At 56.8% G+C, this 24,120-nt stretch carries 29 protein-coding genes; 15 read left to right on the top strand and 14 right to left on the bottom strand.

The window, feature by feature from the left end; all coding sequences use genetic code 11:
• Window positions 1-543: 543 nt before the first annotated feature.
• The 3 genes from DV711_RS09160 to cmoB all read left to right on the top strand — a co-directional run bounded on the left by DV711_RS09160 (window position 544) and on the right by cmoB (window position 3,802).
• Window positions 544-1,920 carry a class I SAM-dependent methyltransferase gene (locus DV711_RS09160; RefSeq protein WP_114695369.1) on the top strand — a complete coding sequence of 459 codons (1,377 nt, stop codon included), beginning with the start codon at window positions 544-546 and terminating at the stop codon, window positions 1,918-1,920.
• Between the two features lie 96 nt (window positions 1,921-2,016).
• Window positions 2,017-2,760: a carboxy-S-adenosyl-L-methionine synthase CmoA gene (gene cmoA, locus DV711_RS09155; protein ID WP_114695368.1), complete on the top strand. Its 744-nt coding sequence runs from the start codon at window positions 2,017-2,019 to the stop codon at window positions 2,758-2,760.
• A 43-nt stretch (window positions 2,761-2,803) separates the two neighbouring features.
• Window positions 2,804-3,802 (top strand): tRNA 5-methoxyuridine(34)/uridine 5-oxyacetic acid(34) synthase CmoB, encoded by a 999-nt coding sequence (gene cmoB / locus DV711_RS09150; RefSeq protein ID WP_114695367.1) that lies wholly within the window; start codon window positions 2,804-2,806, stop codon window positions 3,800-3,802.
• A gap of 10 nt (window positions 3,803-3,812) precedes the next feature.
• On the opposite strand, the gene DV711_RS09145 is transcribed toward cmoB, so the two are convergent.
• The 3 genes from DV711_RS09145 to DV711_RS09135 all read right to left on the bottom strand — a co-directional run bounded on the left by DV711_RS09145 (window position 3,813) and on the right by DV711_RS09135 (window position 5,410).
• Window positions 3,813-4,472, bottom strand: coding sequence for a methyltransferase family protein (locus DV711_RS09145; protein WP_207802588.1), 660 nt, complete (start codon window positions 4,470-4,472; stop codon window positions 3,813-3,815).
• A 31-nt stretch (window positions 4,473-4,503) separates the two neighbouring features.
• The gene (locus DV711_RS09140; RefSeq protein ID WP_114695365.1) at window positions 4,504-4,938 is read right to left on the bottom strand and encodes an OsmC family protein; all 435 of its coding nucleotides are present in this window, start codon (window positions 4,936-4,938) and stop codon (window positions 4,504-4,506) included.
• Window positions 4,939-5,026: 88 nt separating this feature from the next.
• A complete protein-coding gene (locus tag DV711_RS09135; RefSeq protein ID WP_243633776.1) occupies window positions 5,027-5,410 on the bottom strand; it encodes an acyl-CoA thioesterase in 384 nt (127 codons plus the stop codon).
• A gap of 74 nt (window positions 5,411-5,484) precedes the next feature.
• On the opposite strand from DV711_RS09135, the gene DV711_RS19465 reads away from it, so the two are divergent.
• Window positions 5,485-6,165, top strand: a complete 681-nt coding sequence (locus DV711_RS19465; protein ID WP_165840053.1) for a hypothetical protein — start codon at window positions 5,485-5,487, stop codon at window positions 6,163-6,165.
• Here the strand turns inward: DV711_RS19465 and DV711_RS09120 are convergent, their stop codons facing one another.
• A complete protein-coding gene (locus DV711_RS09120) occupies window positions 6,166-7,059 on the bottom strand; it encodes a peptidoglycan-binding protein (protein WP_114695362.1) in 894 nt (297 codons plus the stop codon). It abuts the gene before it with no gap.
• A 333-nt stretch (window positions 7,060-7,392) separates the two neighbouring features.
• Between DV711_RS09120 and rarD the strand changes: the two genes are divergently transcribed.
• Window positions 7,393-8,286, top strand: a complete 894-nt coding sequence (gene rarD / locus DV711_RS09115; RefSeq protein WP_114695361.1) for an EamA family transporter RarD — start codon at window positions 7,393-7,395, stop codon at window positions 8,284-8,286.
• Here rarD and DV711_RS09110 read toward each other — a convergent pair.
• Window positions 8,195-8,962 carry a YqgE/AlgH family protein gene (locus DV711_RS09110; protein ID WP_114695360.1) on the bottom strand — a complete coding sequence of 256 codons (768 nt, stop codon included), beginning with the start codon at window positions 8,960-8,962 and terminating at the stop codon, window positions 8,195-8,197. The two genes, rarD and DV711_RS09110, sit on opposite strands and share 92 nt — an antisense overlap.
• A gap of 168 nt (window positions 8,963-9,130) precedes the next feature.
• Window positions 9,131-10,132, bottom strand: coding sequence for an AraC family transcriptional regulator (locus DV711_RS09105; protein WP_114695359.1), 1,002 nt, complete (start codon window positions 10,130-10,132; stop codon window positions 9,131-9,133).
• A 210-nt stretch (window positions 10,133-10,342) separates the two neighbouring features.
• Here DV711_RS09105 and DV711_RS09100 point away from each other — a divergent pair, with 210 nt between their 5' ends.
• The 3 genes from DV711_RS09100 to DV711_RS09090 are packed head-to-tail and all read left to right on the top strand — an operon-like array spanning window position 10,343 to window position 13,495.
• Complete coding sequence (locus DV711_RS09100; RefSeq protein WP_114695358.1) at window positions 10,343-11,530, top strand: acetyl-CoA C-acyltransferase; 1,188 nt, start codon at window positions 10,343-10,345, stop codon at window positions 11,528-11,530.
• A gap of 10 nt (window positions 11,531-11,540) precedes the next feature.
• Window positions 11,541-12,698: an acyl-CoA dehydrogenase family protein gene (locus DV711_RS09095; RefSeq protein ID WP_114695357.1), complete on the top strand. Its 1,158-nt coding sequence runs from the start codon at window positions 11,541-11,543 to the stop codon at window positions 12,696-12,698.
• Window positions 12,699-12,727: 29 nt separating this feature from the next.
• The gene (locus DV711_RS09090; RefSeq protein ID WP_114695356.1) at window positions 12,728-13,495 is read left to right on the top strand and encodes a 3-hydroxyacyl-CoA dehydrogenase; all 768 of its coding nucleotides are present in this window, start codon (window positions 12,728-12,730) and stop codon (window positions 13,493-13,495) included.
• 89 nt (window positions 13,496-13,584) lie between these two features.
• Here DV711_RS09090 and pspC read toward each other — a convergent pair whose 3' ends face one another.
• From pspC to pspA, 3 genes are read right to left on the bottom strand one after another with little or no spacing between them, the layout of a single operon-like run.
• Window positions 13,585-13,998: an envelope stress response membrane protein PspC gene (pspC, locus tag DV711_RS09085; RefSeq protein ID WP_114695355.1), complete on the bottom strand. Its 414-nt coding sequence runs from the start codon at window positions 13,996-13,998 to the stop codon at window positions 13,585-13,587.
• A 10-nt stretch (window positions 13,999-14,008) separates the two neighbouring features.
• Window positions 14,009-14,245: an envelope stress response membrane protein PspB gene (gene pspB, locus DV711_RS09080; protein WP_114695354.1), complete on the bottom strand. Its 237-nt coding sequence runs from the start codon at window positions 14,243-14,245 to the stop codon at window positions 14,009-14,011.
• A gap of 11 nt (window positions 14,246-14,256) precedes the next feature.
• Window positions 14,257-14,931 (bottom strand): phage shock protein PspA, encoded by a 675-nt coding sequence (gene pspA / locus DV711_RS09075; protein WP_114695353.1) that lies wholly within the window; start codon window positions 14,929-14,931, stop codon window positions 14,257-14,259.
• A gap of 197 nt (window positions 14,932-15,128) precedes the next feature.
• Between pspA and pspF the strand changes: the two genes are divergently transcribed.
• Complete coding sequence (gene pspF, locus DV711_RS09070; protein ID WP_114695352.1) at window positions 15,129-16,175, top strand: phage shock protein operon transcriptional activator; 1,047 nt, start codon at window positions 15,129-15,131, stop codon at window positions 16,173-16,175.
• A gap of 64 nt (window positions 16,176-16,239) precedes the next feature.
• Here the strand turns inward: pspF and bfr (DV711_RS09065) are convergent, their stop codons facing one another.
• The 3 genes from bfr (DV711_RS09065) to DV711_RS09055 all read right to left on the bottom strand — a co-directional run bounded on the left by bfr (DV711_RS09065) (window position 16,240) and on the right by DV711_RS09055 (window position 18,521).
• Entirely contained in the window at window positions 16,240-16,707 is a 468-nt protein-coding gene (bfr, locus tag DV711_RS09065) for a bacterioferritin (RefSeq protein WP_114695351.1), read from the bottom strand.
• 10 nt (window positions 16,708-16,717) lie between these two features.
• Window positions 16,718-17,185, bottom strand: coding sequence for a bacterioferritin (gene bfr / locus DV711_RS09060; protein WP_114695350.1), 468 nt, complete (start codon window positions 17,183-17,185; stop codon window positions 16,718-16,720).
• 106 nt (window positions 17,186-17,291) lie between these two features.
• Window positions 17,292-18,521, bottom strand: a complete 1,230-nt coding sequence (locus DV711_RS09055; protein ID WP_165840052.1) for a DUF2325 domain-containing protein — start codon at window positions 18,519-18,521, stop codon at window positions 17,292-17,294.
• Between the two features lie 180 nt (window positions 18,522-18,701).
• On the opposite strand from DV711_RS09055, the gene DV711_RS09050 reads away from it, so the two are divergent.
• A complete protein-coding gene (locus DV711_RS09050) occupies window positions 18,702-18,896 on the top strand; it encodes a (2Fe-2S)-binding protein (RefSeq protein ID WP_114695348.1) in 195 nt (64 codons plus the stop codon).
• A 357-nt stretch (window positions 18,897-19,253) separates the two neighbouring features.
• Window positions 19,254-19,718 carry a peptide-methionine (S)-S-oxide reductase MsrA gene (gene msrA / locus DV711_RS09045; RefSeq protein ID WP_114695347.1) on the top strand — a complete coding sequence of 155 codons (465 nt, stop codon included), beginning with the start codon at window positions 19,254-19,256 and terminating at the stop codon, window positions 19,716-19,718.
• Window positions 19,719-19,742: 24 nt separating this feature from the next.
• On the opposite strand, the gene DV711_RS09040 is transcribed toward msrA, so the two are convergent.
• A complete protein-coding gene (locus DV711_RS09040; protein WP_114695684.1) occupies window positions 19,743-19,997 on the bottom strand; it encodes an FmdB family zinc ribbon protein in 255 nt (84 codons plus the stop codon).
• 155 nt (window positions 19,998-20,152) lie between these two features.
• Between DV711_RS09040 and DV711_RS09035 the strand changes: the two genes are divergently transcribed.
• The 3 genes from DV711_RS09035 to DV711_RS09025 all read left to right on the top strand — a co-directional run bounded on the left by DV711_RS09035 (window position 20,153) and on the right by DV711_RS09025 (window position 22,785).
• Entirely contained in the window at window positions 20,153-20,515 is a 363-nt protein-coding gene (locus DV711_RS09035; RefSeq protein WP_114695346.1) for a histidine triad nucleotide-binding protein, read from the top strand.
• A 153-nt stretch (window positions 20,516-20,668) separates the two neighbouring features.
• A complete protein-coding gene (locus tag DV711_RS09030) occupies window positions 20,669-21,607 on the top strand; it encodes a bifunctional enoyl-CoA hydratase/phosphate acetyltransferase (protein WP_114695345.1) in 939 nt (312 codons plus the stop codon).
• The gene (locus tag DV711_RS09025) at window positions 21,604-22,785 is read left to right on the top strand and encodes an acetate/propionate family kinase (protein ID WP_114695344.1); all 1,182 of its coding nucleotides are present in this window, start codon (window positions 21,604-21,606) and stop codon (window positions 22,783-22,785) included. The genes DV711_RS09030 and DV711_RS09025 overlap by 4 nt, the downstream gene beginning before the upstream one ends.
• A gap of 38 nt (window positions 22,786-22,823) precedes the next feature.
• On the opposite strand, the gene DV711_RS09020 is transcribed toward DV711_RS09025, so the two are convergent.
• Window positions 22,824-23,144, bottom strand: a complete 321-nt coding sequence (locus DV711_RS09020) for a c-type cytochrome domain-containing protein (protein ID WP_165840051.1) — start codon at window positions 23,142-23,144, stop codon at window positions 22,824-22,826.
• 190 nt (window positions 23,145-23,334) lie between these two features.
• Here DV711_RS09020 and fabI point away from each other — a divergent pair, with 190 nt between their 5' ends.
• Window positions 23,335-24,105, top strand: coding sequence for an enoyl-ACP reductase FabI (gene fabI, locus DV711_RS09015; protein ID WP_114695342.1), 771 nt, complete (start codon window positions 23,335-23,337; stop codon window positions 24,103-24,105).
• Window positions 24,106-24,120: the final 15 nt, after the last annotated feature.

Raw genomic sequence — 24,120 nt, 5'->3', positions numbered from 1 at the left:
CTATTTCAAGATCCGGATACTGTCGGCTATCCCTGGCGCTAATTCAACGCCTTGATTCGGTTATAAATCAAGGCCTGCAACAGCATCGAACACCGACCTGTTCAGAACTAATCTAGCAGGCATTGTGGTCCGATGAGTAGAAAGATTAATTGGCACTAGCGGATAACAATACGTCGGTCGGTCTTGCCTCTCAACGCCAAACCGCGATGCCCCTTAGGGAACCTGCGAACAAGTCCCTGCTGCTTCTGCAAGCACCTGAAGTGCGCAAGTTCTAGGCGCAAGCTGCAGCTAATGGCCGTCGTCCTTAGCAAAGGTTGCAACGACGAAATTGTGTGCTTCTGGCCTTGCCCTGCGGGGCGTTCAGCTTGATCCGCACTCTGCGTTGCAGCTTTTCGCAAGGTCTAGACATTGCTTCAAAACTGCACCTGGATTGCGAACCAATCTGAAAGCCAGAAGTTAGCAAGGACTTATTCGTAGGTTCCTTAGACAACCCCCCTGCCACCCTTATAAACTCATTGTTCAACGTCAACGGGAGGCCGGTCGATGTCATCGCAACACTGGGACGAAAAAAGCTTCTGCGAGGATTACTCCAGCACCTGGGAGATCTCCGAAGACGAGGTTCATTACGGCTGGCTGGCGCCCGGTGAGCGACAGCTCAACCTGATCGATATCGACCTGGTCAACGCCAACGTGCTGGATATCGGCTGCGGCATGGGTGAGAACCTGATCGCCCTGGCCCACAAAGGCGCCAACGCTCACGGCATCGACATCTCCTCCCACATGCTCGAAGTCGCCCGTAAAAAACTGGCGCCCTACCATGACAGCCTGACCCCGGTACATCTGAAGCAACAGGATATGCGCAAGACCGACTTCTTCCCCGGCATCAGCTTCGATCTGATCCTGTCGGCCTACTCGCTGGAATACCTCAGTAATCCGGGTGAATTGAAAGAGCTGTTCTACAACCTGTTCAAGCGCCTCAAACCCGGCGGCATCTTTATTTTCTGCTTCTCCCACCAACTGCAGCACTACCGCCATAACATGCTGGCCAACCATTCCAGCAAGACCGGCGACGACCAGTTCTCTACTCTGATCTATTCGTTCCGCGACGTGGTCAGCGCGCTAAGCGAAGTGGGCTTTTTGATCGAGCGAGTGGTCGAACAGGGCACCCAGAATCCATCCCAGCTCAGTTACGAAGAAGCCCGCCAATTCCCGTACCACTTTCACCCGGATAAAAATCCCTGCCATCCGCAGTTCGATAAGCAGAGCAACCAGGTCCCACACACGGTGATCTACAAGGTCCGCAAGCTCGACAGCCACGGCCTCAAGCAGGACCAGCAACTGACCTTCAACTACCGCAACAACCAGATCCGGATCTGGGGTCAGAATCGCACCATCGACGAGAGCTTCGACTTTGCGGCCCAGGGCCGCACCTATTGCGCCCATAAGCTGGCCCGTTACGACAACGTGGTCGGCCTCTGCGAAGCTTTCAGCCTCGAGGTCCAATCCCAGCACCTGCAACCCTTCGATGAGGCCGAACTGAAGCTGGATCTGGACGGTAGCGTTCACCACCGCTCAGTACCGGCGAACTCAATCCAAGCGCTACTTCACAGTCAACTGCTGCAGGAGGGCTTAAATCCCTGCTACAGCCGCAGCACCTTTATCGGCAATCAGGAGATGGAGACCGGTCTGTATATCAAGCGCCTCGACCCGATCTACGGCCAGATCGGACGCCTGTTCCCCGACCAACAGCTAGGCATCCTGGTATTCATCAACGGTGAAGAACCGGCCCACGGCACCATCGGTCTGGAAGATATCACCGCCACCGTCGGCGATCGAATTCAGGTGTTCTATATCGCCACCCGCTGGGGTAAAGCCTGGCGACCGAAGAGCCGGACCGACGAGCAACTGGATCTCTTCTGAGCAGCGGGCAAATCGGTGCCGGTGTCATGACGCGGGGGGCCTGACGGCGTATAATCCGCCCGTCTTCAATCCAGTCCAATACCCGGCACCCGCCCCATGGCCAAAGATTCCGATCAGCTCTATGCCCAACCGCTGAACCAGATCGTCGACTTTCAATTCGACGAGCAGGTCGTAGGCGTGTTCGCCGATATGATCAACCGCTCGGTGCCCGGCTACGCCACCGTGGTCAAATCCCTTGGCATCCTGGCCGCCCGCTATGCCCAACCCGACAGCAATCTTTATGATCTGGGCTGCTCACTCGGTGCTGCCACCTTGTCGATGCAACAGCAGGTTCGTCAGCCCAACTGCCGGTTTATTGCCATCGACAACTCACCGGCCATGATCGAGCGCTGCCGCGAGCACCTACAGGTGGCGGCGATGCTGGAGGAGGCCGAGCCCCGGACGGAACTGGTCTGCGCCGATATCAACACGATTGAAATTCGCAACGCCAGCGTGGTAGTGATGAACTTCACCCTGCAGTTTATCGAGCCGGATCAACGCTTCGACCTGCTGCAACGAATCTACGACGGGCTTAAACCCGGTGGGGTGTTGCTGCTGTCCGAAAAAATCGCCTTTGAAGATGACGCGATTCAACAGCGATTGACCGATTGGCATCATGATTTCAAGCGTGCCAACGGCTACAGCGATCTGGAAATCAGCCAGAAACGCTCCGCGCTGGAGAAAGTGATGCGGCCCGAGTCCCTATCACTGCACCAACAGCGCCTTGGCCAGATTGGCTTCAGCTGCGTACAGCCCTGGTTCCAGTGTTTCAATTTCGCCTCCATGCTGGCGATCAAGTAACCCCCGTCGTTATTCACCTCTTACTCTTGGCAGCCTACCGACCATGACCGATCCGCTCCATCCGGCCCTCGACTTCAGCGATTTTTTCACCCAACTTCAGCACAGTGAACTGGCACCCTGGGTCGACCCGCTGCAACAGCGAATCAACGAAAAGCTGACGCGGCTCAACCACGGCGATATGCCCGGCTGGCTGGCCGCCTTCGATGCCCTGCCGGAGCTGACAAGCGATCAGACGGATCTGGATCGTGGCAGCCTGCTGATCGGTACCGAGCAGGGCTGCAGTTCGGATCAGCATCAGCAGCTGGAACAAGCAATGCGGCAGCTGATGCCGTGGCGCAAAGGCCCCTACTCGGTATTCGGGGTTGAGATCGATACCGAGTGGCGCTCGGACATGAAGTGGGATCGACTTAAGGACAGCATCGCGCCGCTGCACAACCGCAATGTGTTGGATATCGGCTGTGGGAACGGCTATCACTGCTGGCGGATGCTGGCCGCAGGAGCCCGCCGGGTTATCGGCATCGATCCGTCATGGAAGTTTCTGCTGCAGTTCCGAGCCCTGAAGAAGTATCTGGGCGAGCTGCCGGTCGAACTGTTGCCATTGGGGATTGAGGAGCTACCGCAGAAGATGCAGATCTTCGATACGGTCTTCTCGATGGGAGTTTTCTATCATCGCCGCAGTCCGATCGACCACCTGCTGGAGCTACAGAGCTTCCTTCGCCCCGGTGGAGAGCTGGTGCTGGAAACCCTGATAATCGACGGCGATGCCCAGCAGATGCTGCTGCCGGCCGACCGCTACGCCCAGATGCGCAATGTCTGGTTCCTGCCCAGTGCCGAGGCCCTGTGTGGCTGGCTTGAACGCTGCGGATACCAGCAAGTTCGCTGTGTCGACATCAATCAGACCAGCATCGAAGAGCAGCGCGCCACCGACTGGATGCAGTATCACTCGCTGGCCCAGTTCCTCGATCCGAATGATCCCAACCGCACCGTTGAAGGCTACCCGGCCCCCAAACGCGGACTGTTTATCGCCCAGCGAGCCTATTAAAAATATCGGATCACAGAGACCGGTTCGCCTGCTGCTCCAGCTCCTGGGCTCGCGTTGCACTGATAGTACGACCCGGCAGGGGTAACAGGCCCGGTACCAGGCGGCGATAATGGCGGTAGGCATCGCCGAATTGCTCGATCAGCTTGCGCTCTTCCAACCGGGAGCCGATCACAAAGTACAGACTGGCCAGCACGCTCAGCAACAGCTGGGCCGCGTCCATCGAACGACTCCAGATCAACACCAGCGCGAGGAAATACCAGGGGTGCCTCACCCATCGGTGCCATCGACCCAACCGCAGCCGAGCCTGCTGTTCCGGATCCCGCACCCCGAGATGACGTTGCCGCCACTGCCGACTACCGCTGAACTCGGCCATCGAGTAATCCCCAGAGCTGCTGAAAAACCCCACCAGCGCCGCCACGGACAGTCCATTCATCAACCAGCCGCTCCAGCCACTCCAATGCACCAGCAAGGGTCCGCTGGCCTGCAGATACAGCCATAGAAGCGGAACCAGCAGCAACACGGCCAATAGGTTGTAGAGCCCGCGATAGGCCGGCATTAATGCAGGCCAGTGCTGCAAGCACCAATGCTTACAACGGCGGGAGGCCAGGAAGGAGTGCAGCAGGCAGTAACCGATAAAGTACAACCCGAGCGCAATCAGCGAAGCCGTCACAGACACTCCTCGATAAGTTTCAACCTAAAGATCAGCCTAGCTGATGGACAACCTCACTGGACAGCTTGACGTTGTCATGGACCGGACAGCGATCGCAGACCCGATCCAGAAACTCGGCTTTTTCGGCGTCGGTCATATCGGCATCAATCGTCGCCGAGATCCTGATCTGCTGGAAGCCGGTCCGGTCTTCGGTGGGTTTGCCCAGCAGACCAGCAGGATTCAACTCCCCTTCAGCAATAACTTCCATGCCACGAAGCTCCAACCTCTCCTGCATCGCGACGGTACGGGCGATCGTTGCTACACAGCCCGACATGGAGAACAGAAACAGCTCCAAAGGCGTCGGCCCTTCGTTGTTGCCACGGGCATTTTGCGGCTGATCGATAGTCAGGTGATGGCCGCGAACATCGGCGGTGATCGTGTAGCTGTTCCCCATCGTCGCACTGACGCTGACAACCTTGTTCGGCATGATAGATCCCTCAATGATAAGAAATCACTAATATACCTAGCCGTATGGATAGCAGCAAGCATCCGTGCGACTCGCATTCAACGCGGGATCAGAACCGGGTAATGGGTCGTGGATGGCCGTTAGAGTCGATCGCCACAAACGTAAAGCAGGCCTCGGTGACCTTCTCCTCGTGATGGGAGTGGTACCGAGTCACCCAACTTTCAACCTTGACCTTGATAGAGCTGGTACCGATCCGCTCCACCTGGCAATAGCAGCTGACTTCGTCACCCACTTTAACGGGCTTATGGAAGGTCATCCCATCAACGGCCACCGTTACCACCGGCCCACCAGCTTCCTTCGCCGCGAAGCTGCCACTGGCAATATCCATTTGCGACATCAGCCAGCCACCGAAGATATCACCATTAGCGTTAGTATCGGCGGGCATCGCCAGGGTACGGCTCGACGGAATCCAGTTTTGCTCTGAAGGGGACATACACACTCTCGTCAAATTAGATAAACAGCTATACTGCCCGGATACTACCAAACTTACCCGAGCCGAGGCCGCTTATGTCACGATTTCTTATTCCTGTATTGAAGCGCTTAGCCGTACTGTCAGTCGCTGCTCTAGTTCTGATCGCTACCGCACCCGACCCAATCAGCCCCATAGCCAACACCTATGCCAAAGGCGGTAATGGTGGTGGCAACGGAGGCGGTAATGGCGGTGGAAATGGTGGCGGCAACGGCGGTGGTAATGGCGGCGGCAACGGAGGAAGCAACGGCAATAGCAGCGGTGCGGACGAGGATGACAGCCAGGATGCTCAAGGCCACTCAAGCCGCGGGCTGGGTCATGGTCACAGCCACAGCCAGGCCGATAATGATCAGGCTGATGATGAGGAAAGCTCAAAGAACGCCAAGCTGGGTAGACTCAATGCCGCCCATGCTTCCGATCGTGCCCGCGAGCGTGCAGCGGAACACTCGGCAGTTGGTCAGTTGGCCAGTTACAGCGATCTAGTTAGCGACACCGAAGCGGATGTCGAAGAACAGGCCCGGTTGGCGCTGGATACCTTGACGACAGCCAGCAACAAGCCGCTGAGCAGCTCGGTAATCGACGAGGTCAATAGTCTGCTTGGTATCTCCGAACCCAATGCTGTAGTCGACGCGATGAAGTCGCTGCTGGAAGACCCGGTAGATGAACCCGTCGATGACGAAGACCCGGAATCAGCGCCGGAGACTGAATCAAACTCCTGATTATTTAGCTTGTTGCTCGTAAGCAAGCTGTGACGATCTCAACTGACTGAGCAAGGGATCATCGATCCCTTGTCCGGTCAGCTTCTTCGCGTTTCTGAATGCAGCAACGGCAGCCCGGGTTCTCGGTCCGGCAATTCCATCCTCAACTCCTGCAGCATAACCGGCATTATTAAGCGACAACTGCACAAAGCGGGTGATGGCTCGCCGAGCTTCCCGCGGATCAATCGAGATTCGGCCGGCAATTTGTCGCTGGACTGCTTGCCAACGCGGTTTGTCGACTCGAGCGCTTAGTTTCTGGATCAACAACGGCGCGGTCTGGTCGCCATTGTGCTCGGCCCGACTCAACCACAGCAGCGCCATCGGTATATTTTCACGCCCCCCCAGGCCGCTGGCATAGATCACTCCCATCGCCAACTGGGCCTCAACCTGGCCATTCGCCGCCGCGCGCTCCATCCACTGCGCTCCCCAGGCAAGTTCCGACTCCCCTCCTCGTCCGTTCAGCATCATCTCGGCGAGGAAGTACTGCGCAGATGCATGGCCAGATTCCGCCGCTTGGGTAAGCAGGGCCCGGGCTGCTGTCGGCTCCTTATCTCCCCCACGTCCCAGTAAGCGGTTCATACCCAATAGGTACTGTGCCCCCGTGTGGCCGCGTTCCGCCGAGTAAGCCAACAGGACGTTGGCTTTATACAGGTCAGCTTTCCTACCTGTTCTATCCAGTATCAACGCCTCTCGATAGGCGCTTTCTGCATCGGTCGAATCCGCAACCTCGTAGGGCTCTTTGACACTGGTCGGCATCAATAGCTGACAACCAGATAACAGCAAGACTGCCAGACCAAACAGCAGCCCCTTTAGCCGACACCAACTCGGTAATGATACTGAACTGATCAGGTACAAATCCGTCTCCTTCCCTTCGCTATCCAACTGGTAACTTAAATGATGCCCCACTAAATCGGAACACCCAGCATGTAAATAATATTTGACATTCCGAACAATATATCTAAACTTCGCGGTCTAGGTCTTTGCATCTGAACGAGGAGCCTCTGTTAGTCACGGCTTCCGTGACGAGCCGAGGTATTGTGCCGCAGGTCATTTTTGTCCTGCGGTTTTTTTTTGCCTGAAAACCGCTAAAGTAGTGGGTCTTCACCAGCTGCTCGGATCTACACCAGCTCGATCAGCAGCGTTGTGGCAATCCGTTTCAATTACCATCGCACTATACGAGTAACGCACATGCACGCCGGAGTCTGGGCTGCCGTCGGCGCCTTTGTACTTTGGGGCTTTCTGCCTCTGTATCTGAAAACTGTAGACCATGCGCAACCCAGCGAGATCCTCGCCCACCGGATTGTCTGGTCACTACTGTTTGTCTTGCTGCTGCTGGGGCTCAAGCGGAATTGGGGTTGGCTTCGAGAAGTGGTTCAGTCGCCGAAGCTGATGCTCACCGGCGTGGGCTGTGCCGTGCTATTGAGTATCAACTGGCTCACCTACATCTGGGCGGTCACCTCCGGCTACATTATCGAGGCTAGCCTGGGCTATTTTATCAACCCGTTGCTTAACGTCCTGATGGGGATGTTGTTTCTGGGTGAGCGCTTACGCGCCATGCAGTGGCTGGTTTTGGCGATCGCCGCCTCCGGGGTGCTCTATATGACCATTGTTTACGGTCAGCCGCCCTGGATCGCCCTGATCCTGGCTTTCAGTTTCGGTTTCTACGGTCTGATCCGCAAAGGGTCTCCACTGGGTTCCACCGAGGGCCTGATGCTCGAAACCGTGATCATTGTGCCGCCGGCACTGGCCTGGCTGATCTATCTGTCAAGCCAGGGAGAGGCCGTCTTCGGTCAAGGGATCATGAGCGACAACCTGTTACTGGCCGGTACCGGCATCGCCACCGCACTGCCGCTGCTCCTGTTCGCCTACGGTGCCAAACGGATCACCCTGACGCTGCTGGGCCTGCTGCAATACATCGGCCCGTCGATCCAACTGGTGATCGGCGTCTGGCTGTTTAACGAGGTTTTCGACGGCCCTAAGGTTGTGGGCTTCAGCCTGATCTGGCTGGCGTTAGCGCTCTATTCGCTGGAAGGTTTTCTGCATCACCGCCGAAAGACCAATCCTCCGGTACAGCATCAATAACCGCCAGCCGGCCGTTGTGGTAGCTCATCAACTGGTTCCAGATCGTCTGGGTGTCGGCCTGGAACAGCAACTCCGGATCCCCGGGAAGAATCAACCACTGGCCGTGGATGATCTCCAATTCCAACTGCCGAGGCGCCCAGCCGGTATAACCGGCGTAGATACGAAAGCGCTGCGGCAACGCTTGTTCCAGCAGTTGCTGAAACTGACCACCCGACAAAGCTACCCGTAACTGCTGTAGCAATACCCCTGGGCTCGACTCGTCAGTCTCATCCGTCGGCTCTTCAAACAGCATCACCCGCTGATCCATCGAAACCGGGCCCCCCCAGAACAGCTTCTGATCCGCCTTGGCATCCGCCACTCGACCTTCAAACTCGGTCCCTAAGGTCAATCGGGTGGGTCGATTGATGATCACCCCCACAGCGCCATTTCTGTTGTACTGCAGCAGTAGCACCACAGCTTGCTTGAAGCGCGGGTCCTTCTGTTGCGGCATCGCAACCAGCAATCGTCCGGGTTTGAGTAATTTTTGCGGGCTCTGCTTCGAGTATGAATCCTGCTTGGCAAAAGGATGGAGGAAGGGCCAAGCCTGAACCGTTGATACGGTCCCCAATAACACCAGCCCAAGCAACAGACAGCGTGACAATCTGGATAAGGTTTGAGAGAAGGAGAACTCAGGCATGGGCGACCTCCGCGACACTCAGTCCACTGGGTCTTCCGGGCGAACCCTCACGAAAACCAGCGTCCCTGCGAGGGCTGAAGCAGCTGAAAAGAAAGCGGCCCTGTGACAGGTCATCAGGGCCTAAAAAGGACAGCTGATTAAACTATAGTCGAAGCTAGCGATATATGCCTAAAAATTGAGCAACTGCCTGTATTCACTGGGGGAATAGCCGGTCCACTGCCGAAACGCGCGGGTAAAGGAGCGCGCTTCGCTAAACCCCAGCTGGCTGGCGATCTCGGCCATGGGCAGCTGCAGTATCCGCAGTTTCTCGATCGCCAGATCCTGCCTGACCTCATCCTTGATCCTCGGATAGGAGCTACCTTCGGCCCTCAGCCGCCGGCGAAGGGTCTGTCCACTTAAACCGAACTCTCTAGCCAGTTGTTCAAAAGGAGGCAAACGCAACTGTTCAGACGCCTGATTCAACAACCTCGAACGAATTCGAGCTCGATAGCTTTCGTTATCATCGGGAAGCACCATCAACGCACGGGGCGAGTCGCGGAGAAACTGTGCCAGATCACGCTGGCTCCGCACCCGCTCCTGGGCCAGGTAGTCGGCTCGAAAACTCAGCTTCAGCATCGGTTGATTGAACCGCTGCTGACAGGGAAACAGATACTTCAGCTCACTGCTGTGGGCCGGGATGGGGTACGGGAAGCTGACCTGCTCCAACCGAATCCGCCGCCCGATCACCCAGCTGGCAAAACGATGCCAGATCACCAACCAGAACTCGGTATAGAAATGGTCCGGATCCAGTTCCGGCCGAGCGAATGAAAACTCGATCTCGGCCAGCTCGCCGCGGCGCTTGAGGTGCATCTGGATGTCATCGGTGAACAGGTTATAGAACTCGATCCCCTGCTGCAGAATCGCCTGCAGATTGTCATAGTGCAGTGCATGCCGGGTCATCATCGCAAACACGCCACGCTTGCAGGGATGGGCCGTACAACCCATGAATTCATCGTCCAACAGGGCCCAGACCTGTTGCACCAGTGCGGCCATCTGCGCCGCCGGCGCCCGCGGCTGTTTGAGCTGCTGGGGCCAGATCCCGACCTGCTCCAGCAGTTCATCGGGGAGATGCCCCTGCCGCTCGGCGCAACGCAATGCCGCCTGGACGTAATGAATATCAACGGTCGCCATCAGTTACCCGCTTTATACTTAAACCATACAACCGGTTTTAATTCCGAGTGTTCACCCACTCACAATGTAACATTTTGTGATCAAAGCGGTCACATATCGTCATTTATTGTGATCTAACAATCACCGATAGTAACTACCCTAAAAGAGGCCCAGATCCTCAAATCAGGCCCTACCCAAGCCTTCATAGCGTAGATACAGGAAGCTATTACCATGAGCCAAGCCAACGATCCTATCGTCATCGTCTCCGCCGCCCGCACCCCGATGGGTGGCATGATGGGTTCCCTGAGCGCTGTCCCCAGCCCCCAGCTGGGCGCGACCGCCATCAAGGCCGCCGTCGAGCGCGCCGGTCTGAGCGGCACCGATATCGACCAGGTCATCATGGGCTGCGTGCTGCCCGCCGGCCTGGGTCAGGCCCCTGCGCGCCAAGCGGCATTGGGTGCCGAACTACCGCTGTCCGCGGGCTGTAACACCATCAACAAGATGTGCGGCTCGGGCATGAAAGCGGTGATGGATGCCCACGACCAGATCAAAGCCGGCACCAGCGACGTGATGGTCGCCGGTGGCATGGAAAGCATGAGCCAGGCCCCCTACCTGCTGCCCAAAGCCCGCGCCGGATTTCGCATGGGCCACGGCGAAGTGATCGACTCCATGTTTTTCGATGGCCTGCAGGATGCCTACGAAGGCGGCCTGATGGGCAGCTTCGCCCAGTCCTGTGCCGACGAGTACAACCTGACTCGCGAAGCGATGGACCAGTTCGCCATCAACTCACTGAACAAAGCCAACAAAGCAATCAACGAAGGCTGGTTCGAGGGTGAAATCGCCCCGGTTACCATCAAGTCCCGCAAGGGTGAGCAGGAAGTCACCTTCGACGAGCAGCCCGGCAATGCCAATATCGACAAGATTCCGCAACTTCGCCCTGCTTTCAAAAAGGACGGAACCGTCACCGCGGCCAACTCCAGCTCGATCTCCGACGGTGCCGCCGCGCTGGTGTTGATGCGCGAGAGCGATGCTCAAGCCCGCGGTCTGAATCCGCTGGCACGAATTGTTGGCCACAGCACCCATGCCCAGAAGCCGTCCGAGTTCACTATCGCCCCGATCGGCTCGGTCCAGAAGCTGCTGGAGAAGATCAACTGGAGCACCGACGATGTCGACCTGTTCGAGATCAACGAGGCCTTCGCCATGGTCACCATGCTGGCGATCCAGGAGCTGGGTCTGGATGCCGACAAGGTAAACGTCAACGGTGGCGCCTGTGCCCTGGGTCACCCGATCGGCTGTTCCGGAGCCCGGATTCTGGTCACCCTGATCTACGCCCTGCAGCGTCTGGGCAAGAAGCGCGGCCTGGCGTCCCTGTGTATCGGTGGTGGTGAAGCGACCGCCGTGGCGATCGAACTGATCTGAGGACCCTGACATGGATATGATGCTCAACGAAGATCAATCGATGATCCAGGAGATGGCGCGTAAGTTTGCCGAGGGCGAGCTGGCGCCGGTGGCTGAAAAACTGGATCAGGAAGGCGATCGCGAGCTGTTTCTGAGCAACCTCAAGCAGCTGGCCGAGCTCGGCTTTATGGGCCTGAATGTCAGCGCCGAGTATGGCGGCACCGAAGCCGGTACCGTCGCCTTCAGCGTTGCGATCACCGAGATCGCCCGTGCCTGCGCTTCCACCGCGGTGACCATGTCGGTCACCAATATGGTCGCCGAAGTGATCCAGGTGGTTGCCTCCGAAGAGCAGAAGCAGCGCTACCTGCCCCGTCTGTGCAGCGGTGAGTATGCAGCCGGCGGCTTCTGTCTGACCGAAACCGGCGCCGGGTCCGACCCCTCCTCGATGAAGACCAGCGCCGTGCTGGATGGCGACGAGTGGGTCCTAAACGGTGCCAAGCAATTTATCACCAGCGCCGAGTTCGCCGGTGTCTTTGTAGTCTGGGCGGTAACCGATAAGGACGCCCCCAAGGGCAAGGGCATCTCCTGCTTCCTGGTCGAGAACAATATCCCCGGCCTGACCGTCTCCAAGGCAGAGAAAAAGATGGGGCAACACGCCTCGGCCACCAACGAAGTGCTGTTTGAAGATTGCCGCATCCCCAAGGATGCGCTGATGGGCAAGCTGAACGATGGTTTCCGTGTCGCCGTAGCCGAACTGGCCGGCGGTCGTATCGGTATCGGCTCGCTGGCACTGGGTATCGGTCAAGCCGCGATGGACTACGCCCGCGTCTACCTGACCGAGCGTAAGCAGTTCGGCAAGCCGATTGCCAACTTCCAGGGCCTGCAATGGATGCTGGCCGACGCCTACACCGAGCTCGAAGCTGCCCGACTGCTGCTGATGAACGCCGCCGCCACCAAGGAGCGCGGCGAGCCGTTTGCCAAGCAGGCATCGATGGCCAAGCTGTACGCCTCCGAAAAAGCCAACGCAGCCTGCTACACCGCGCTGCAGATGATGGGTGGCTACGGCTACATCAAGGAGTTCCCGCTGGAGCGCTACACCCGCGATGCCCGCATCACCTCGTTGTACGAAGGCACCAGCGAGATTCAACGGGTGATCATCGCCCGCGAACTGCTGCGCGAGATCGGCTAATCCCCGCCCTACTGATTTAAGGACAGAGTATGAAACTGCAAGATAAAGTTGTTCTAGTTACCGGTGGTGCTTCCGGGCTGGGACTCAACAGCTGCCGCCAACTGGCCAAGCAGGGTGCCAAAATCGCCGCCTTCGATCTGAATGAAGAAGCCGGTAACGCTTTGGCCGACGAGCTGGGTAATCAGGGCTTGTTCCTGAAGGTCGACATCACCAGCAGCGATGCGGTCGAAGCCGCCGTTGCTCAGGTGATCGAGCATTACGGCACCATCGATGTGGTGGTTAACTGTGCCGGTATCGCGCCGGGCGGCAAGGTGGTCGGTCGTAACGGCCCATTGGCGCTGGAGAAGTTCGCCCAGGTGATCAACATCAACCTGATCGGCACCTTCAACGTGCTGCGCGTTGCCGCAGCCCAGATGGCCACCAACGAAGCCGACGGTAATGGCGAGCGCGGCGTGATCATCAACGTCGCCTCGGTTGCCGCGTTCGACGGTCAGATGGGACAGGCCGCCTACAGCGCCTCCAAGGGCGGTGTCGTCGGTATGACCCTGCCGCTGGCCCGTGATCTGGCCAGTCTGGGTGTTCGGGTAATGACTATCGCCCCGGGAATCTTCGATACCCCGATGATGCAGGCGATGGACGACAAGGTACGTGATCCACTGATTCAGATGGTGCAGCATCCCAAGCGCTTCGGCGATCTGGACGAATTCGCCGGACTGGTACAACACATCATCGAGAACAGCTACCTGAACGGCGAAACCATTCGCCTGGATGGCGGAATCCGGATGGAGCCGCGCTAAGCTCGAATCAGATCGACAAGCTCAGAAACAACAAAGCCGCCTCCGTAAACGGGGCGGCTTTTTTATTGCTTCAGCCTTAGCCGGTTGCTTTATAGGTCGTTGATCTCACGCTGAAACTGGTAGCGTTTCGAGGTGACGTAACCTTCCATGCGGCGCAGCTTTCGATCGATCTCCTGCATCCGCTGATGAATATCCTTGAGTCGCTGTGCCGCCGGCTTCTGGTATTGGAACAGGTGATGCTCCTCCTTTTGACCGTAGGCACCTTCGCTTTGCTCGGTTCTGCGAGGGCGCTTGGCCAGCAGAAAGTAACCGGCGATATAAGCGATCACAAACAGCTGGGTAACAAAGATAAACAAGCTGATCGCGATCAAGCGGGCGGCCCACAACGGAATATCGAAGTAATCCGCCAACCCGGCACAGATGCCTGCCAGCATGCCCCGTTCGGGGTTCCGATAGAGGTTTCGGTTGTAACCATTCGCTTTGTTCGGGGTTTGATCGTACATAGTGATCTCCTTAGTCAGACTCCCGCTTCCAACCGGTGTCCTGGTCGGTCAGGATTCGCTCCAGCGTGTTGATACGCTGTTCCAGGCCTTCAATGGTTCCGGCCATCTGCCGTAGCAGCTGTTGCTCTTCCTGAGACAGACCCTGCTGAGCCTTACGTTTGCTCCAGTAATGCAGGATCAGCCACAAGGGTGCCACGATGGTGAGAAATACGATCGATGGCACGAAGAAAAAAACCATGGTGCTCATAAGCTGCTCACCTATTCAGCGTTGTTTTTCATCTTGTTTTTGATCGCATCCAGCTCCTGCTGGATATCATCTTCGGCAGCCAGATCATTGATCTCGTCGGCCAGGTTGGTCTTCTGAGTGTTGCCCATATCGTAAGCTTCCACCTGCCCTTCCAGATCGTCGAGTCGACGCTCGTACTGGTCAAACTTGTCGAAAGCCCGGTTCAGTGTTTCCCGATTGGTCTTCTTACGAATCTCCAGTCGCGACTGGCCGGTCTGCTCACGAACCAGCAGCTCTTTCTGTTTAGCTTTGGCAGCCTCAAGCTTGCTCTGCAGCTGACCGATTTCGTCGTTGAGCACTTCCAGCTGCTCATTCAGGAAGCTGAGCTCTTTGTTACCCGCTTCGGCGGCCTCTTCGGCGCGGCGCTTCTCCATCAGTGCGCCTTTGGCCAGATCTTCACGACCCTTGCTGATCGCCAGTTCGGTTTTCTTAAGCCAGTCCGCCGCTTCTTCCAGCAGGGTTTCAATACGACGCTGAAGCTCCTTTTTGTCCGCGATCAGCTTGGCCGACGTGGTTCTGACTTCGATCAGCGTATCTTCCATCTCCTGGATCATCTGACGGATCATCTTCTTCGGATCCTCGGCACGGTCCAGCAGCGAGGTGATGTTGGAATTCACGATGTCCTGAAAGCGAGAAAAAATACCCATGATGGTTCTCCTTGTGTTGTTGCCTAAAACTTCAATTACTCCAGATATAGCGATTACCGTGCCAGCTTTAGACAGGCCACTTAACCTAATGTTTTAAAAGAACTTGTTAACAAAAAGCAAAATTAACCATTGAAAGCAGAATGGCTAAAAAATACACTTTTAGCCATATAGATCATTTTGAATGGATTTTTTAGCCAATGGATATGCCAGCTATTCTCGGCGAGTCCGAGCTGTTCAACCAAACCCTGGAACAGCTCAGCCTGGTCGCCCCGCTGCACAAGCCCGTTCTCGTTTTAGGTGAGCGCGGGACCGGCAAAGAACTGATGGCCCAACGGCTGCACTACCTGTCCGAGCGCTGGGACAAACCCTTTATCAAGCTCAACTGCGCAGCCTTGAGCGAGTCATTGCTGGAGTCCGCGCTGTTTGGCCATGAGTCCGGCGCCTTTACCGGCGCCAGTCGCCAGGTCAAAGGCTGCTTCGAGCGAGCCCACGAGGGCACCCTGTTTCTGGATGAACTGGCTACCGCCTCCTTAAGGGTGCAGGAAAAACTGTTGCGGGCGATCGAGTATGGTGAGATCGAACGCCTGGGCGGACAAGAAACCCTACGCGTCGATGTGCGGGTAATCGCCGCAACCAATGCCGACCTGCCAACTTTAGCGCAACAGGGGGAGTTCCGTGCCGACCTACTCGATCGGCTGGCCTTCGATGTCCTGCACCTACCACCGCTGCGCCTGCGCGACATGGATATCCTGTTGCTGGCCGAAAGCTTTGCTATGGCGATGTGCCGGGAGCTGGATTGGCCGGTGTTCGCCGGCTTCACCGAGCACGCCGTCGAACAGCTGATGGACTACCACTGGCCCGGTAATATCCGCGAGCTGAAAAACGTGATCGAGCGGAGTCTGTATCGTCACCCCGATGCCCAGCTACCGCTTGATGAAATCATCATCGATCCGTTTCTACGCCCCTGGGTAGACCCTATGGCGACAACCGCAGCAGCATCGGGAGCTGTTCCGACAACTGACTCTGAAAGCCGGCCGGTAACAGCAACCGAGACTAATCCGGTCAGCCAGGTGGTAGCGACAAGAGATATGAAGCAACAGGTCGCCGATTTCGAGCGCCAGCTGTTACAACAGGGATTGCGTCACAACAGTTATCAACAGAAGCGCACCGCCAAGCACCTGGGGCTGAGCTATCACCAGCTCAGGGGCTATCTGCGCAAATACCCCGAGCTACTAGAGCGCTGAAGCACCATAAAAAAAGCCGCCCTTAGTGAAGGACGGCTTTCTGAAGAACTCAACAAATGGACGCTTACATCTTCGACTGCAGGTAGTTCTGGATACCGATCTTCTTGATCAGCCCGAGTTGCTGCTCCAGCCAGAAGGTGTGGTCTTCCTCGGTATCGGCCAGCAAGCCCTCGAGGATTTCACGGCTCTGGTAGTCGCTCTCGGCTTCGCACAGGGCGATCGCTTTCTTCAGCTCATCGCCGACCTCGTATTCCACCAACAGGTCGTTGTTGAGCATCTCAGGGACATCCTTACCAACCCGCAGCGGGTCACGGTTGACCATATTCGGCGTGCCTTCGAGGAACAGAATCCGCTCAATCAGCTTGGAGGCGTGCCCTTTCTCATCTTCAAACTCGTGAGCGATCCGTTCGTACAGCTCGTTCAAGCCCCAATCGCGGTACATCTCGGAATGGATAAAGTACTGATCCATGGCGGTCAGCTCGCTGGCCAGCAGGCGGTTCAGCTGGTCGATGATTTTTTGATTGCCTTTCATGGGGTTTTCCTCAGCTCATCTGCGACTGCAGGTAGTTCTCGATGCCGGAGTTCTGAATCAGGTATTGCTGCGTCTCGATCCAGTCCACATGCTCTTCTTCGTATTCCAGGATATCCTCGAGCAGATCCCGGCTGACGTAATCCTGCTGGTTCTCGCACTCGGCGATGGCGGCCCGCAGCGCATCCAGCTGCTCCATCTGCAGGGTCATATCGCATTCGAGCATCTCGGCGGTATGCTCACCGATACGCAAGCGATTGAGGTTCTGCAGGTTCGGCAACCCCTCCAGAAACAGAATCCGTTCGATCAGATCGTCGGCCTGTTTCATATCTTTGATCGATTTCTTATAGCTCTTCTCGTTCAGCTCACCCAAGCCCCAGTTGCGAAACATCCGTGCATGCAGGAAGTACTGGTTGATTGAGGTCAGCTCGATCGTAAGTATTTGATTGAGGTGCTTGAGCACCTGATCATTGCCTTTCATGTCGTCCACCTAGTGACAGTCAGTGGTTGAATACGGTCATTATCAAAAATGATAATCCGCAATTGTAGACCCAATTGCTCGGATTAACCAACCGCTAAGTTATTGATTATTCTACCTGGAAGATGTTATCAAAGTGCGAATCGTTCGCGATCTTAAGCCCATGGGAAAAGGCCGACAAACTCGCGCTGCGCAGCGGAATAAATGGCTTGTTGTGCTGTTTGCAGAATCGCTTAACCCGCAGACAGGCATCGTGGCTGACACAATCGATCGGGCAGAACACCAGATCGGCGTTGGCCAAACCGTAGCACAGGCCGGCACGACTATCCTCTTTGCCGCCGTCATGACAGATCAGCTCCCCGTTGAGCGACTCCACAAAGGTCCGTAATCGCGGTGTCACCGTGGCCCGCCCGCCAATATAACCCAGACGCTTTCCTTGTAGATCAAACTCGGCGGAGTCCCACTCCATGCTGTTCGGGCCATCCACGGGCTGGCGTTGAATTAACAACTGCTCCAATGCACGTTCCAGAGTGTCGCGTTCATGACGGGTTTCATCCAATTGCTCCAGCAACCCTTGCTGGCCGTGCTCCAGCTCGGTCAGGCGAAGGTCACGCTGTACCAGCTGTTGCTCCATCCACTCGAATCGACGGCTGAGGGTCCTGGCCTGCTTGCGGCTTTCGCTGAGCTGCTCCCAGAGTTGCTGATCCTGCTGCTGTGCGGGTTGAATCAACGCTCGCATCGAATCCAGCGCCCGCTGCTGTGCTGCCAGTAGATCCTCTTTGCGATTCAACTTGGCGGCATGGTCTAGCTGTATTTTCTCCAGGTTTTGCTGCAGCTCGATCAGCTGCTTCTCCAACCGGGCGGTATATTGCAGGTCAGCCCGGTTCGACGCCCCCTGCAGATGCGACAGCATATGCACTTCACCCAGGGCACGATCAGCCAATATCTGACTGGTTGAATGGTGACTCAGCAGCGCCCAGAACGGCCCGGCAATCTCGCCGCTACGGCGACTCTGATCCCAGAACGCCTGCTGTTGTTGATCAGAGTCCAGCTTGCTGTAGTGCTTGATCCAGCGCTGATACTTACGCTCCAGCAGCTTATGCACACGCCGCGAAGTGGCACCATTCTGCCCCACCAGACTGACTATGCCAGCATGGAGTTGATAGTCACTCAGCCCAGCTCCGATCTCCCTGCGGCAGTTATTCTGCACCTTGCGGAGCTCCGCCATGCTCAAGCAGGTCCCCACCACCGGACAGTGATACTGGCGCGGTATCTCCCAGAGTTTCAGGCGGGCTTTATTCGAAGGAGTTGGCATCATCGGCTTACATTGATCGCACATTGAAGACCCAATCGATTGCATAAAACAGAGGCAATGATAATCAGTATCACTTGCATTAATCAAACACCCTCTATCGAAAACGGAACTTAATATGGATCAAGTTGAGAAGACAGTGCGTGTTGATATGGATTCGCATTTACATTACTATGGTCACCAATCTCACTTGATCAGGAAACAACCATGTACGTCTGTGTTTGCAAAGCCGTCACCGATAGCGAACTTCAGAACAATGTGGAGGCTGGTGCCGAAAACATCCGCCACGTCAGCCGCTCAACCGGACTGGGTACCGAATGTGGCAAGTGTGTCTGCTTTGCCCGTGAGCGAATCGAACACCACCGCTCTGCGATGCTGGAGCTGGCCGAGCAGATCGCTTAAGCCCGCATCGTTACCCCAACCTTTACCAAGCCCTCGCCGACCGGCGCGGGCTTCGTTGTCTCTACCCTTTACGCTGCCGAGTCCCCCCTCTTTTAACCTCACGCACGACGACACCCCTTGGTCAGTTGGCGTATCAGCACAGCCAGGGGCTCGAATCCCATAACCTGATTATTACTCTCCACCGAGGCCATACAGCTGGTATATGCTTGGGAGAGACTTGATTCTTAGAGGCAACAACAAGCGCCTCCGCTCCTGATCAGGCAGCCCCACTGGATCCGGCCTGTTCAATGCCGCCGTAACAATCGACCGTCATGGTCGTCCATCGGCAACGATTTAGAATTTGTATGGAGAGATGTTATGACCCTGGCGACCTTTGCAGCCGGCTGTTTTTGGGGCGTACAAGCCCGATTCGATGCTCAGCCCGGCGTCATTCAAACCACCGTCGGCTATATGGGTGGCCATCTGGATAATCCGGATTACAAAGCGGTCTGCACCGACACCACCGGCCATGCCGAGGTGGTACAACTGGAGTTCGACCCTAGCGTGGTCGACTATCGACAGCTGTTGCAGCTGTTCTGGCAATTGCACGATCCAACCACGTTAAATCGCCAGGGCCCCGATGTCGGCAGCCAGTATCGCTCGGCGGTGTTCTTTCACAGTGAAGAACAGCAACAACAGGCAGAAGCGATGAAGCAGCAGTTGCAGCAACAATCACCGCGTCCAATCGTGACCCAGATCGTAGCGGCAGGCTCCTTTTACGAAGCTGAGGAATATCACCAGAAGTACCTCGCCAAGCAGGGATTGCCCAGCTGCCATCTATAAATGAGTTGCTAGGTAACCAAGGCATCAGAACCCGCAGCTACCGCCCGGACAGCCACCGCCGGTAGCACAGGGAGGCGCCTCCGGGTTCTTCAAAGACCCGGCATTTACCACCACCCCTCCAGTGGCTAACCGCTCCACCGGCGCCTCGGGGTCGATGCTGCCGGTTTCGATTCCTAAACGTTCGCACAGCTCAGCCCAGCTACTGAGCTGCTCATTGATTCCATGACGAACTTCATAGACCTCACCGGTCGCGCTACATCGATAATCGTAGGTGGGCATCAAATTCTCCTGTTCACAAACCAGGCCGATTGGCGGCATCTGGGTGATCCCGACAGTACTGGCCATTAGCGGGTCGGCTGTCTATTATCCGATGACTGCCGCCCAAGGCCAATCCAAATGGCCAACTTTGAAGGCGACCCTGAAAGGAGAGAAGCATGAGCTGCCTGTTTTGCAAAATCATCGATAAGGAGATTCCCGCCGACATCGTCTACGAAGATGAACACGTGCTGGCCTTCCGCGATATCAACCCGCAAGCCCCCCACCATCTGCTGGTGATTCCGAAAAAGCATATCGCCACCATCAACGAAGCCGATGAGGCGGATGCCGAAGTGATCGGCCGACTGTCACTGACCGCCGCCAAGCTGGCAAAACAGCTGGGCTTCGCCGACAGTGGCTACCGCACCGTGATGAACTGCAATGAGCACGGCGGCCAGACTGTTTACCACATCCACATGCATGTACTCGGTGGTAAAGCGATGGGCTGGCCCCCCTATACCGACCAGCTCAAGCAGGCGTAACCTGTCTAATTTATGTGCGCCGCAGCATAAAACTTGACCCCGATCAGGCGCCGTATGATATAGCCGGCGCCAGAACCTCAAACCCCCTTCACCGCAGTGCAATATAGGCATATTATTATCTTCAGATTCCTATCTGACAGATGCAGGTGAACCATGGTTAAGGATACCCCCCCACCGGCCCACAACCAGCTCGAGTACTTTATCAAGCTCACCAGCAACACCGCGCCGGTACCGACGGCCGTCATCCATCCCGTCGATGCCAACAGTCTGATTGGTGCCGTCGAAGCCGCCGAGCGTAAGATCATCGACCCCATTCTGGTTGGTCCGGAAGAGAAGATCCGCTTTGCCGCCCAAGAGCAGAACCTGGATATTGACCGGTTCCGTATCGTCGATACCCAGCACAGTCACGAAGCCGCCGAAACCGCCGTCGCCATGGCCCGCAGCCGCGATGTTCAGATCCTGATGAAAGGCGGCCTGTCGAGCGACGAGATGCTTCGTGCAGTGGTGCACAAAACCAAGGGTGTCCGGACCGAGCGCCGGCTGAGCCACGTCTTTTTGCTCGATGTGCCCAACTATCACAAACCGCTGATGATCACCGACGCGGCGATCAATATCGTGCCGGACCTGAACATCAAGCGCGATATCGTCCAGAACGCGATCTACTTCTGCCAGGCCCTGGGGATAGAGCAGCCCAAGGTTGCGATTCTGGCGGCGGTGGAAAAGGTCAAATCCAACATGCAGAGCACCATCGACGCCGCCGCACTCTGCAAAATGGTCGATCGCGGCCAGATCACCGGCGGCATCCTCGACGGCCCATTGGCGTTCGACAATGCCATCTCGTTGGAAGCCGCCCAGGACAAACATATCCAATCTTCGGTATCAGGTGATGCCGACATCCTGCTGGCACCCGATCTGGAAGCCGCCAATATGATGGGCAAGCAGCTCATCTATCTGGCCGGTGCCAAATCCGCCGGACTGGTGATGGGTGCGCAGGTCCCCATCGTACTGACCAGCCGTGCTGAAAAAACCCTAGGACGACTGGCCTCCTGTGCCCTCGCCGCCCTGCAAGCCACCCGTGGAAAGCAACTATGAGCAGTATCCTGACCGTCAACGGCGGTTCATCCAGCCTGAAATCGGCCCTCTACAAAGTCGTAGCCGATCAGCCGGAACTTCACTACAACTTCAAACTTAGCAATATCCTGGCCCAACCCCGGGCTCAGATTAAGGATGCCGACGGCAACCTGATCACCGATCTAAAACTGGACTTCGCTTCAATCGACGAGAGCGGTCGCCATCAAGCCTGCCTCGACTTCATCTTCGCCTGGATCAACAGCCATGCCCATGAGCATAAGCTCAGTGCCATCAGTCACCGAGTCGTTCACGGCGGTGAACGCTACAGCCAACCGGTCGAAGTTTGCGATCAACAGCTCGAACAACTGCGTGACTACATCCCGCTGGCGCCCCTGCACCAGCCCTACAACCTGAAACTGATCGAAGCTTGCCACGCCCTGCTGCCGGATGTCCCCCAGGTCGCCTGCTTCGACACCATGTTCCACAGCCAGATGCCGCTGGAAGCCAAGCAGTTCGCCCTGCCCCGTGAGATGTACGACGAGGGAATTCGCCGCTACGGCTTCCATGGCCTGTCCTATGAATATATCTACCGCCAGCTGGAACAGCGTGATTGTGCCCAGTTCAATACCATCGTCGGCCACCTGGGTGCTGGCGCCAGCCTATGCGCCATCAAGGATGGTCTGAGCATCACCTCAACCATGGGCTTCACCGCTCTGGATGGACCGCCGATGGGTACCCGCTGCGGCGCTATTGATCCGGGGGTACTGCTGTACCTGATGCGTGAAAAAGCGATGGACGTCGATGCGATTGAAAAACTGCTCTACAAAAAGAGTGGCTGGCTGGGTGTGTCGGGCGGTTTGACCAGCGAGATGGCCGAACTGCTGGCCAGCGACAGCCAACAAGCCCGTGAAGCGGTCAACCTGTTCTGCTACCGGGTCGCCCGTGAGATCGGCAGCCTGGGCGCGGCACTGGAAGGGATCGAACAACTGGTCTTTACCGGCGGCGTAGGCGAGAACAGCGCCGAGATCCGCTCACTGGTTTGCCAGCGCAGCCGTTGGCTGGGTATCGAGATCGACGATGCCGCTAACCGCGCCAACGCCGAGATCATCAGCACCCCGGGTAGCCGGGTCTGTGTCCGGGTTATCGCCACCGATGAAGAGCAGATGCTGGCGCAGCACGCGTTGGAAGTACTGGAGTGATTCAGACTCGAATCTCAGCCAGCTAAACGGGAGCCTGCTCAGCGGGCTCCCTGCTCGATCCAGCGACGGATCAACTGGTACTGCGCTTCAGTTAGCGACTTTTCACCCGGCGGCATCTGACTAAAACGCCCCGGCACCTGTTTGATCATATTGATCAAACGGCCCTTGTCAGGTTTGCCGGCGAAATAGCTCGGACCATTCTTGCCCCCCTCGCGAAGGTTCTCCAACGAATCCATCCGCAGTCCCCCTTTGGGAAACCAGCCTTCATGGCACTCGACGCAATGCTGGTCGAAGATTGGTTTGATCTGATCCTGATAGGTCACCGATTTGTCATCGGCCAAGGCCGTAACCGGAGCCATGAGCGCCGCTGCGCACACTAGAGCATTCAACAATACTTTTCTGGCTACGGCGTGTTTGAGATTAAGACGGGTCATCTACTGCACTTGTTTTTTGGGTCAAATAATTAGCAAACCGAACAAATTTAGTTGCACTGCAACATAAGAGGAATATGCTAAATATCAACGCTTTTTCTTACTAGGAGTCCACATTATGAACGCTGCGTTGATGCAAGGGAAAAAAGTTCTGATCGTCGGCATCGCCAACGATAACAGCATCGCTTACGGCGCCGCCCGTAAACTGCGCGAGCAGGGTGCCGAGCTGTGCATCACCTACCTGAATGAAAAAGCTCGTCGCTTCGTCGAGCCGCTGGCCGAGGAGCTGGGCGCCGAGCTGTTGTTGCCGCTGGACGTGACCCAGCCGGGTCAGCTCGAAGCGCTATTTGCCGAGATCGGACAGCGCTGGGGAGTACTCCACGGGCTGGTCCACTCGATCGCCTTCTGCCCGCTGGAAGACCTGCACGCACCGCTGTCCGAGTGTTCTCGCGACGGTTTCCTGACCGCCATGGACGTGTCCTGCTACTCCTTTATCGAGATGGCCCGCCTGAGTAAGCCGCTGATGAAGGAAGGCGGCAGCCTGATCAACTACTCCTACCTGGGTAGCGCTATCGCCACCGGCGACTACAACATCATGGGCGTCGCCAAGGCGGGTCTTGAAGCGGCAACCCGCTACCTGGCCCGTGACCTGGGTCCGGCGGGTATCCGGGTCAACTGTATCTCTCCGGGTACCATCCAGACCCGCGCCGCTGGTGGAATCAAAAACTTCGATGCGATGCTCGAGCACAGTGCCAGCATGGCCTGCGACGGCAAACTGCCGACGATCGATGAGGTCGGCAACGCCAGCCTCTACTACCTGAGCGAGCTATCCGATGGGGTGACCGGCACCATTCACTATGTTGACCACGGTGTCTGCATCGCTGGCTGATACAACATCGAACGA

This window comes from Motiliproteus coralliicola (assembly GCF_003345655.1).
Taxonomy (GTDB): domain Bacteria; phylum Pseudomonadota; class Gammaproteobacteria; order Pseudomonadales; family Balneatricaceae; genus Motiliproteus; species Motiliproteus coralliicola.
This window is presented reverse-complemented; position numbering and strand designations above follow the sequence as displayed.

What these genes read in the sequence shown, in the direction of transcription:
- DV711_RS09160 (WP_114695369.1), top strand. Translation starts at nt 544, where the DNA reads ATGTCATCGCAACACTGGGACGAAAAAAGCTTCTGCGAGGATTACTCC.
- cmoA (WP_114695368.1), top strand. Translation starts at nt 2,017, where the DNA reads ATGGCCAAAGATTCCGATCAGCTCTATGCCCAACCGCTGAACCAGATC.
- cmoB (WP_114695367.1), top strand. Translation starts at nt 2,804, where the DNA reads ATGACCGATCCGCTCCATCCGGCCCTCGACTTCAGCGATTTTTTCACC.
- DV711_RS09140 (WP_114695365.1), bottom strand. Translation starts at nt 4,938, where the DNA reads ATGCCGAACAAGGTTGTCAGCGTCAGTGCGACGATGGGGAACAGCTAC.
- DV711_RS09135 (WP_243633776.1), bottom strand. Translation starts at nt 5,410, where the DNA reads ATGTCCCCTTCAGAGCAAAACTGGATTCCGTCGAGCCGTACCCTGGCG.
- DV711_RS19465 (WP_165840053.1), top strand. Translation starts at nt 5,485, where the DNA reads ATGTCACGATTTCTTATTCCTGTATTGAAGCGCTTAGCCGTACTGTCA.
- rarD (WP_114695361.1), top strand. Translation starts at nt 7,393, where the DNA reads ATGCACGCCGGAGTCTGGGCTGCCGTCGGCGCCTTTGTACTTTGGGGC.
- DV711_RS09110 (WP_114695360.1), bottom strand. Translation starts at nt 8,962, where the DNA reads ATGCCTGAGTTCTCCTTCTCTCAAACCTTATCCAGATTGTCACGCTGT.
- DV711_RS09105 (WP_114695359.1), bottom strand. Translation starts at nt 10,132, where the DNA reads ATGGCGACCGTTGATATTCATTACGTCCAGGCGGCATTGCGTTGCGCC.
- DV711_RS09100 (WP_114695358.1), top strand. Translation starts at nt 10,343, where the DNA reads ATGAGCCAAGCCAACGATCCTATCGTCATCGTCTCCGCCGCCCGCACC.
- DV711_RS09095 (WP_114695357.1), top strand. Translation starts at nt 11,541, where the DNA reads ATGGATATGATGCTCAACGAAGATCAATCGATGATCCAGGAGATGGCG.
- DV711_RS09090 (WP_114695356.1), top strand. Translation starts at nt 12,728, where the DNA reads ATGAAACTGCAAGATAAAGTTGTTCTAGTTACCGGTGGTGCTTCCGGG.
- pspC (WP_114695355.1), bottom strand. Translation starts at nt 13,998, where the DNA reads ATGTACGATCAAACCCCGAACAAAGCGAATGGTTACAACCGAAACCTC.
- pspB (WP_114695354.1), bottom strand. Translation starts at nt 14,245, where the DNA reads ATGAGCACCATGGTTTTTTTCTTCGTGCCATCGATCGTATTTCTCACC.
- pspA (WP_114695353.1), bottom strand. Translation starts at nt 14,931, where the DNA reads ATGGGTATTTTTTCTCGCTTTCAGGACATCGTGAATTCCAACATCACC.
- pspF (WP_114695352.1), top strand. Translation starts at nt 15,129, where the DNA reads ATGGATATGCCAGCTATTCTCGGCGAGTCCGAGCTGTTCAACCAAACC.
- bfr (WP_114695351.1), bottom strand. Translation starts at nt 16,707, where the DNA reads ATGAAAGGCAATCAAAAAATCATCGACCAGCTGAACCGCCTGCTGGCC.
- bfr (WP_114695350.1), bottom strand. Translation starts at nt 17,185, where the DNA reads ATGAAAGGCAATGATCAGGTGCTCAAGCACCTCAATCAAATACTTACG.
- DV711_RS09055 (WP_165840052.1), bottom strand. Translation starts at nt 18,521, where the DNA reads ATGTGCGATCAATGTAAGCCGATGATGCCAACTCCTTCGAATAAAGCC.
- DV711_RS09050 (WP_114695348.1), top strand. Translation starts at nt 18,702, where the DNA reads ATGTACGTCTGTGTTTGCAAAGCCGTCACCGATAGCGAACTTCAGAAC.
- msrA (WP_114695347.1), top strand. Translation starts at nt 19,254, where the DNA reads ATGACCCTGGCGACCTTTGCAGCCGGCTGTTTTTGGGGCGTACAAGCC.
- DV711_RS09040 (WP_114695684.1), bottom strand. Translation starts at nt 19,997, where the DNA reads ATGCCCACCTACGATTATCGATGTAGCGCGACCGGTGAGGTCTATGAA.
- DV711_RS09035 (WP_114695346.1), top strand. Translation starts at nt 20,153, where the DNA reads ATGAGCTGCCTGTTTTGCAAAATCATCGATAAGGAGATTCCCGCCGAC.
- DV711_RS09030 (WP_114695345.1), top strand. Translation starts at nt 20,669, where the DNA reads ATGGTTAAGGATACCCCCCCACCGGCCCACAACCAGCTCGAGTACTTT.
- DV711_RS09025 (WP_114695344.1), top strand. Translation starts at nt 21,604, where the DNA reads ATGAGCAGTATCCTGACCGTCAACGGCGGTTCATCCAGCCTGAAATCG.
- DV711_RS09020 (WP_165840051.1), bottom strand. Translation starts at nt 23,144, where the DNA reads ATGGCTCCGGTTACGGCCTTGGCCGATGACAAATCGGTGACCTATCAG.
- fabI (WP_114695342.1), top strand. Translation starts at nt 23,335, where the DNA reads ATGAACGCTGCGTTGATGCAAGGGAAAAAAGTTCTGATCGTCGGCATC.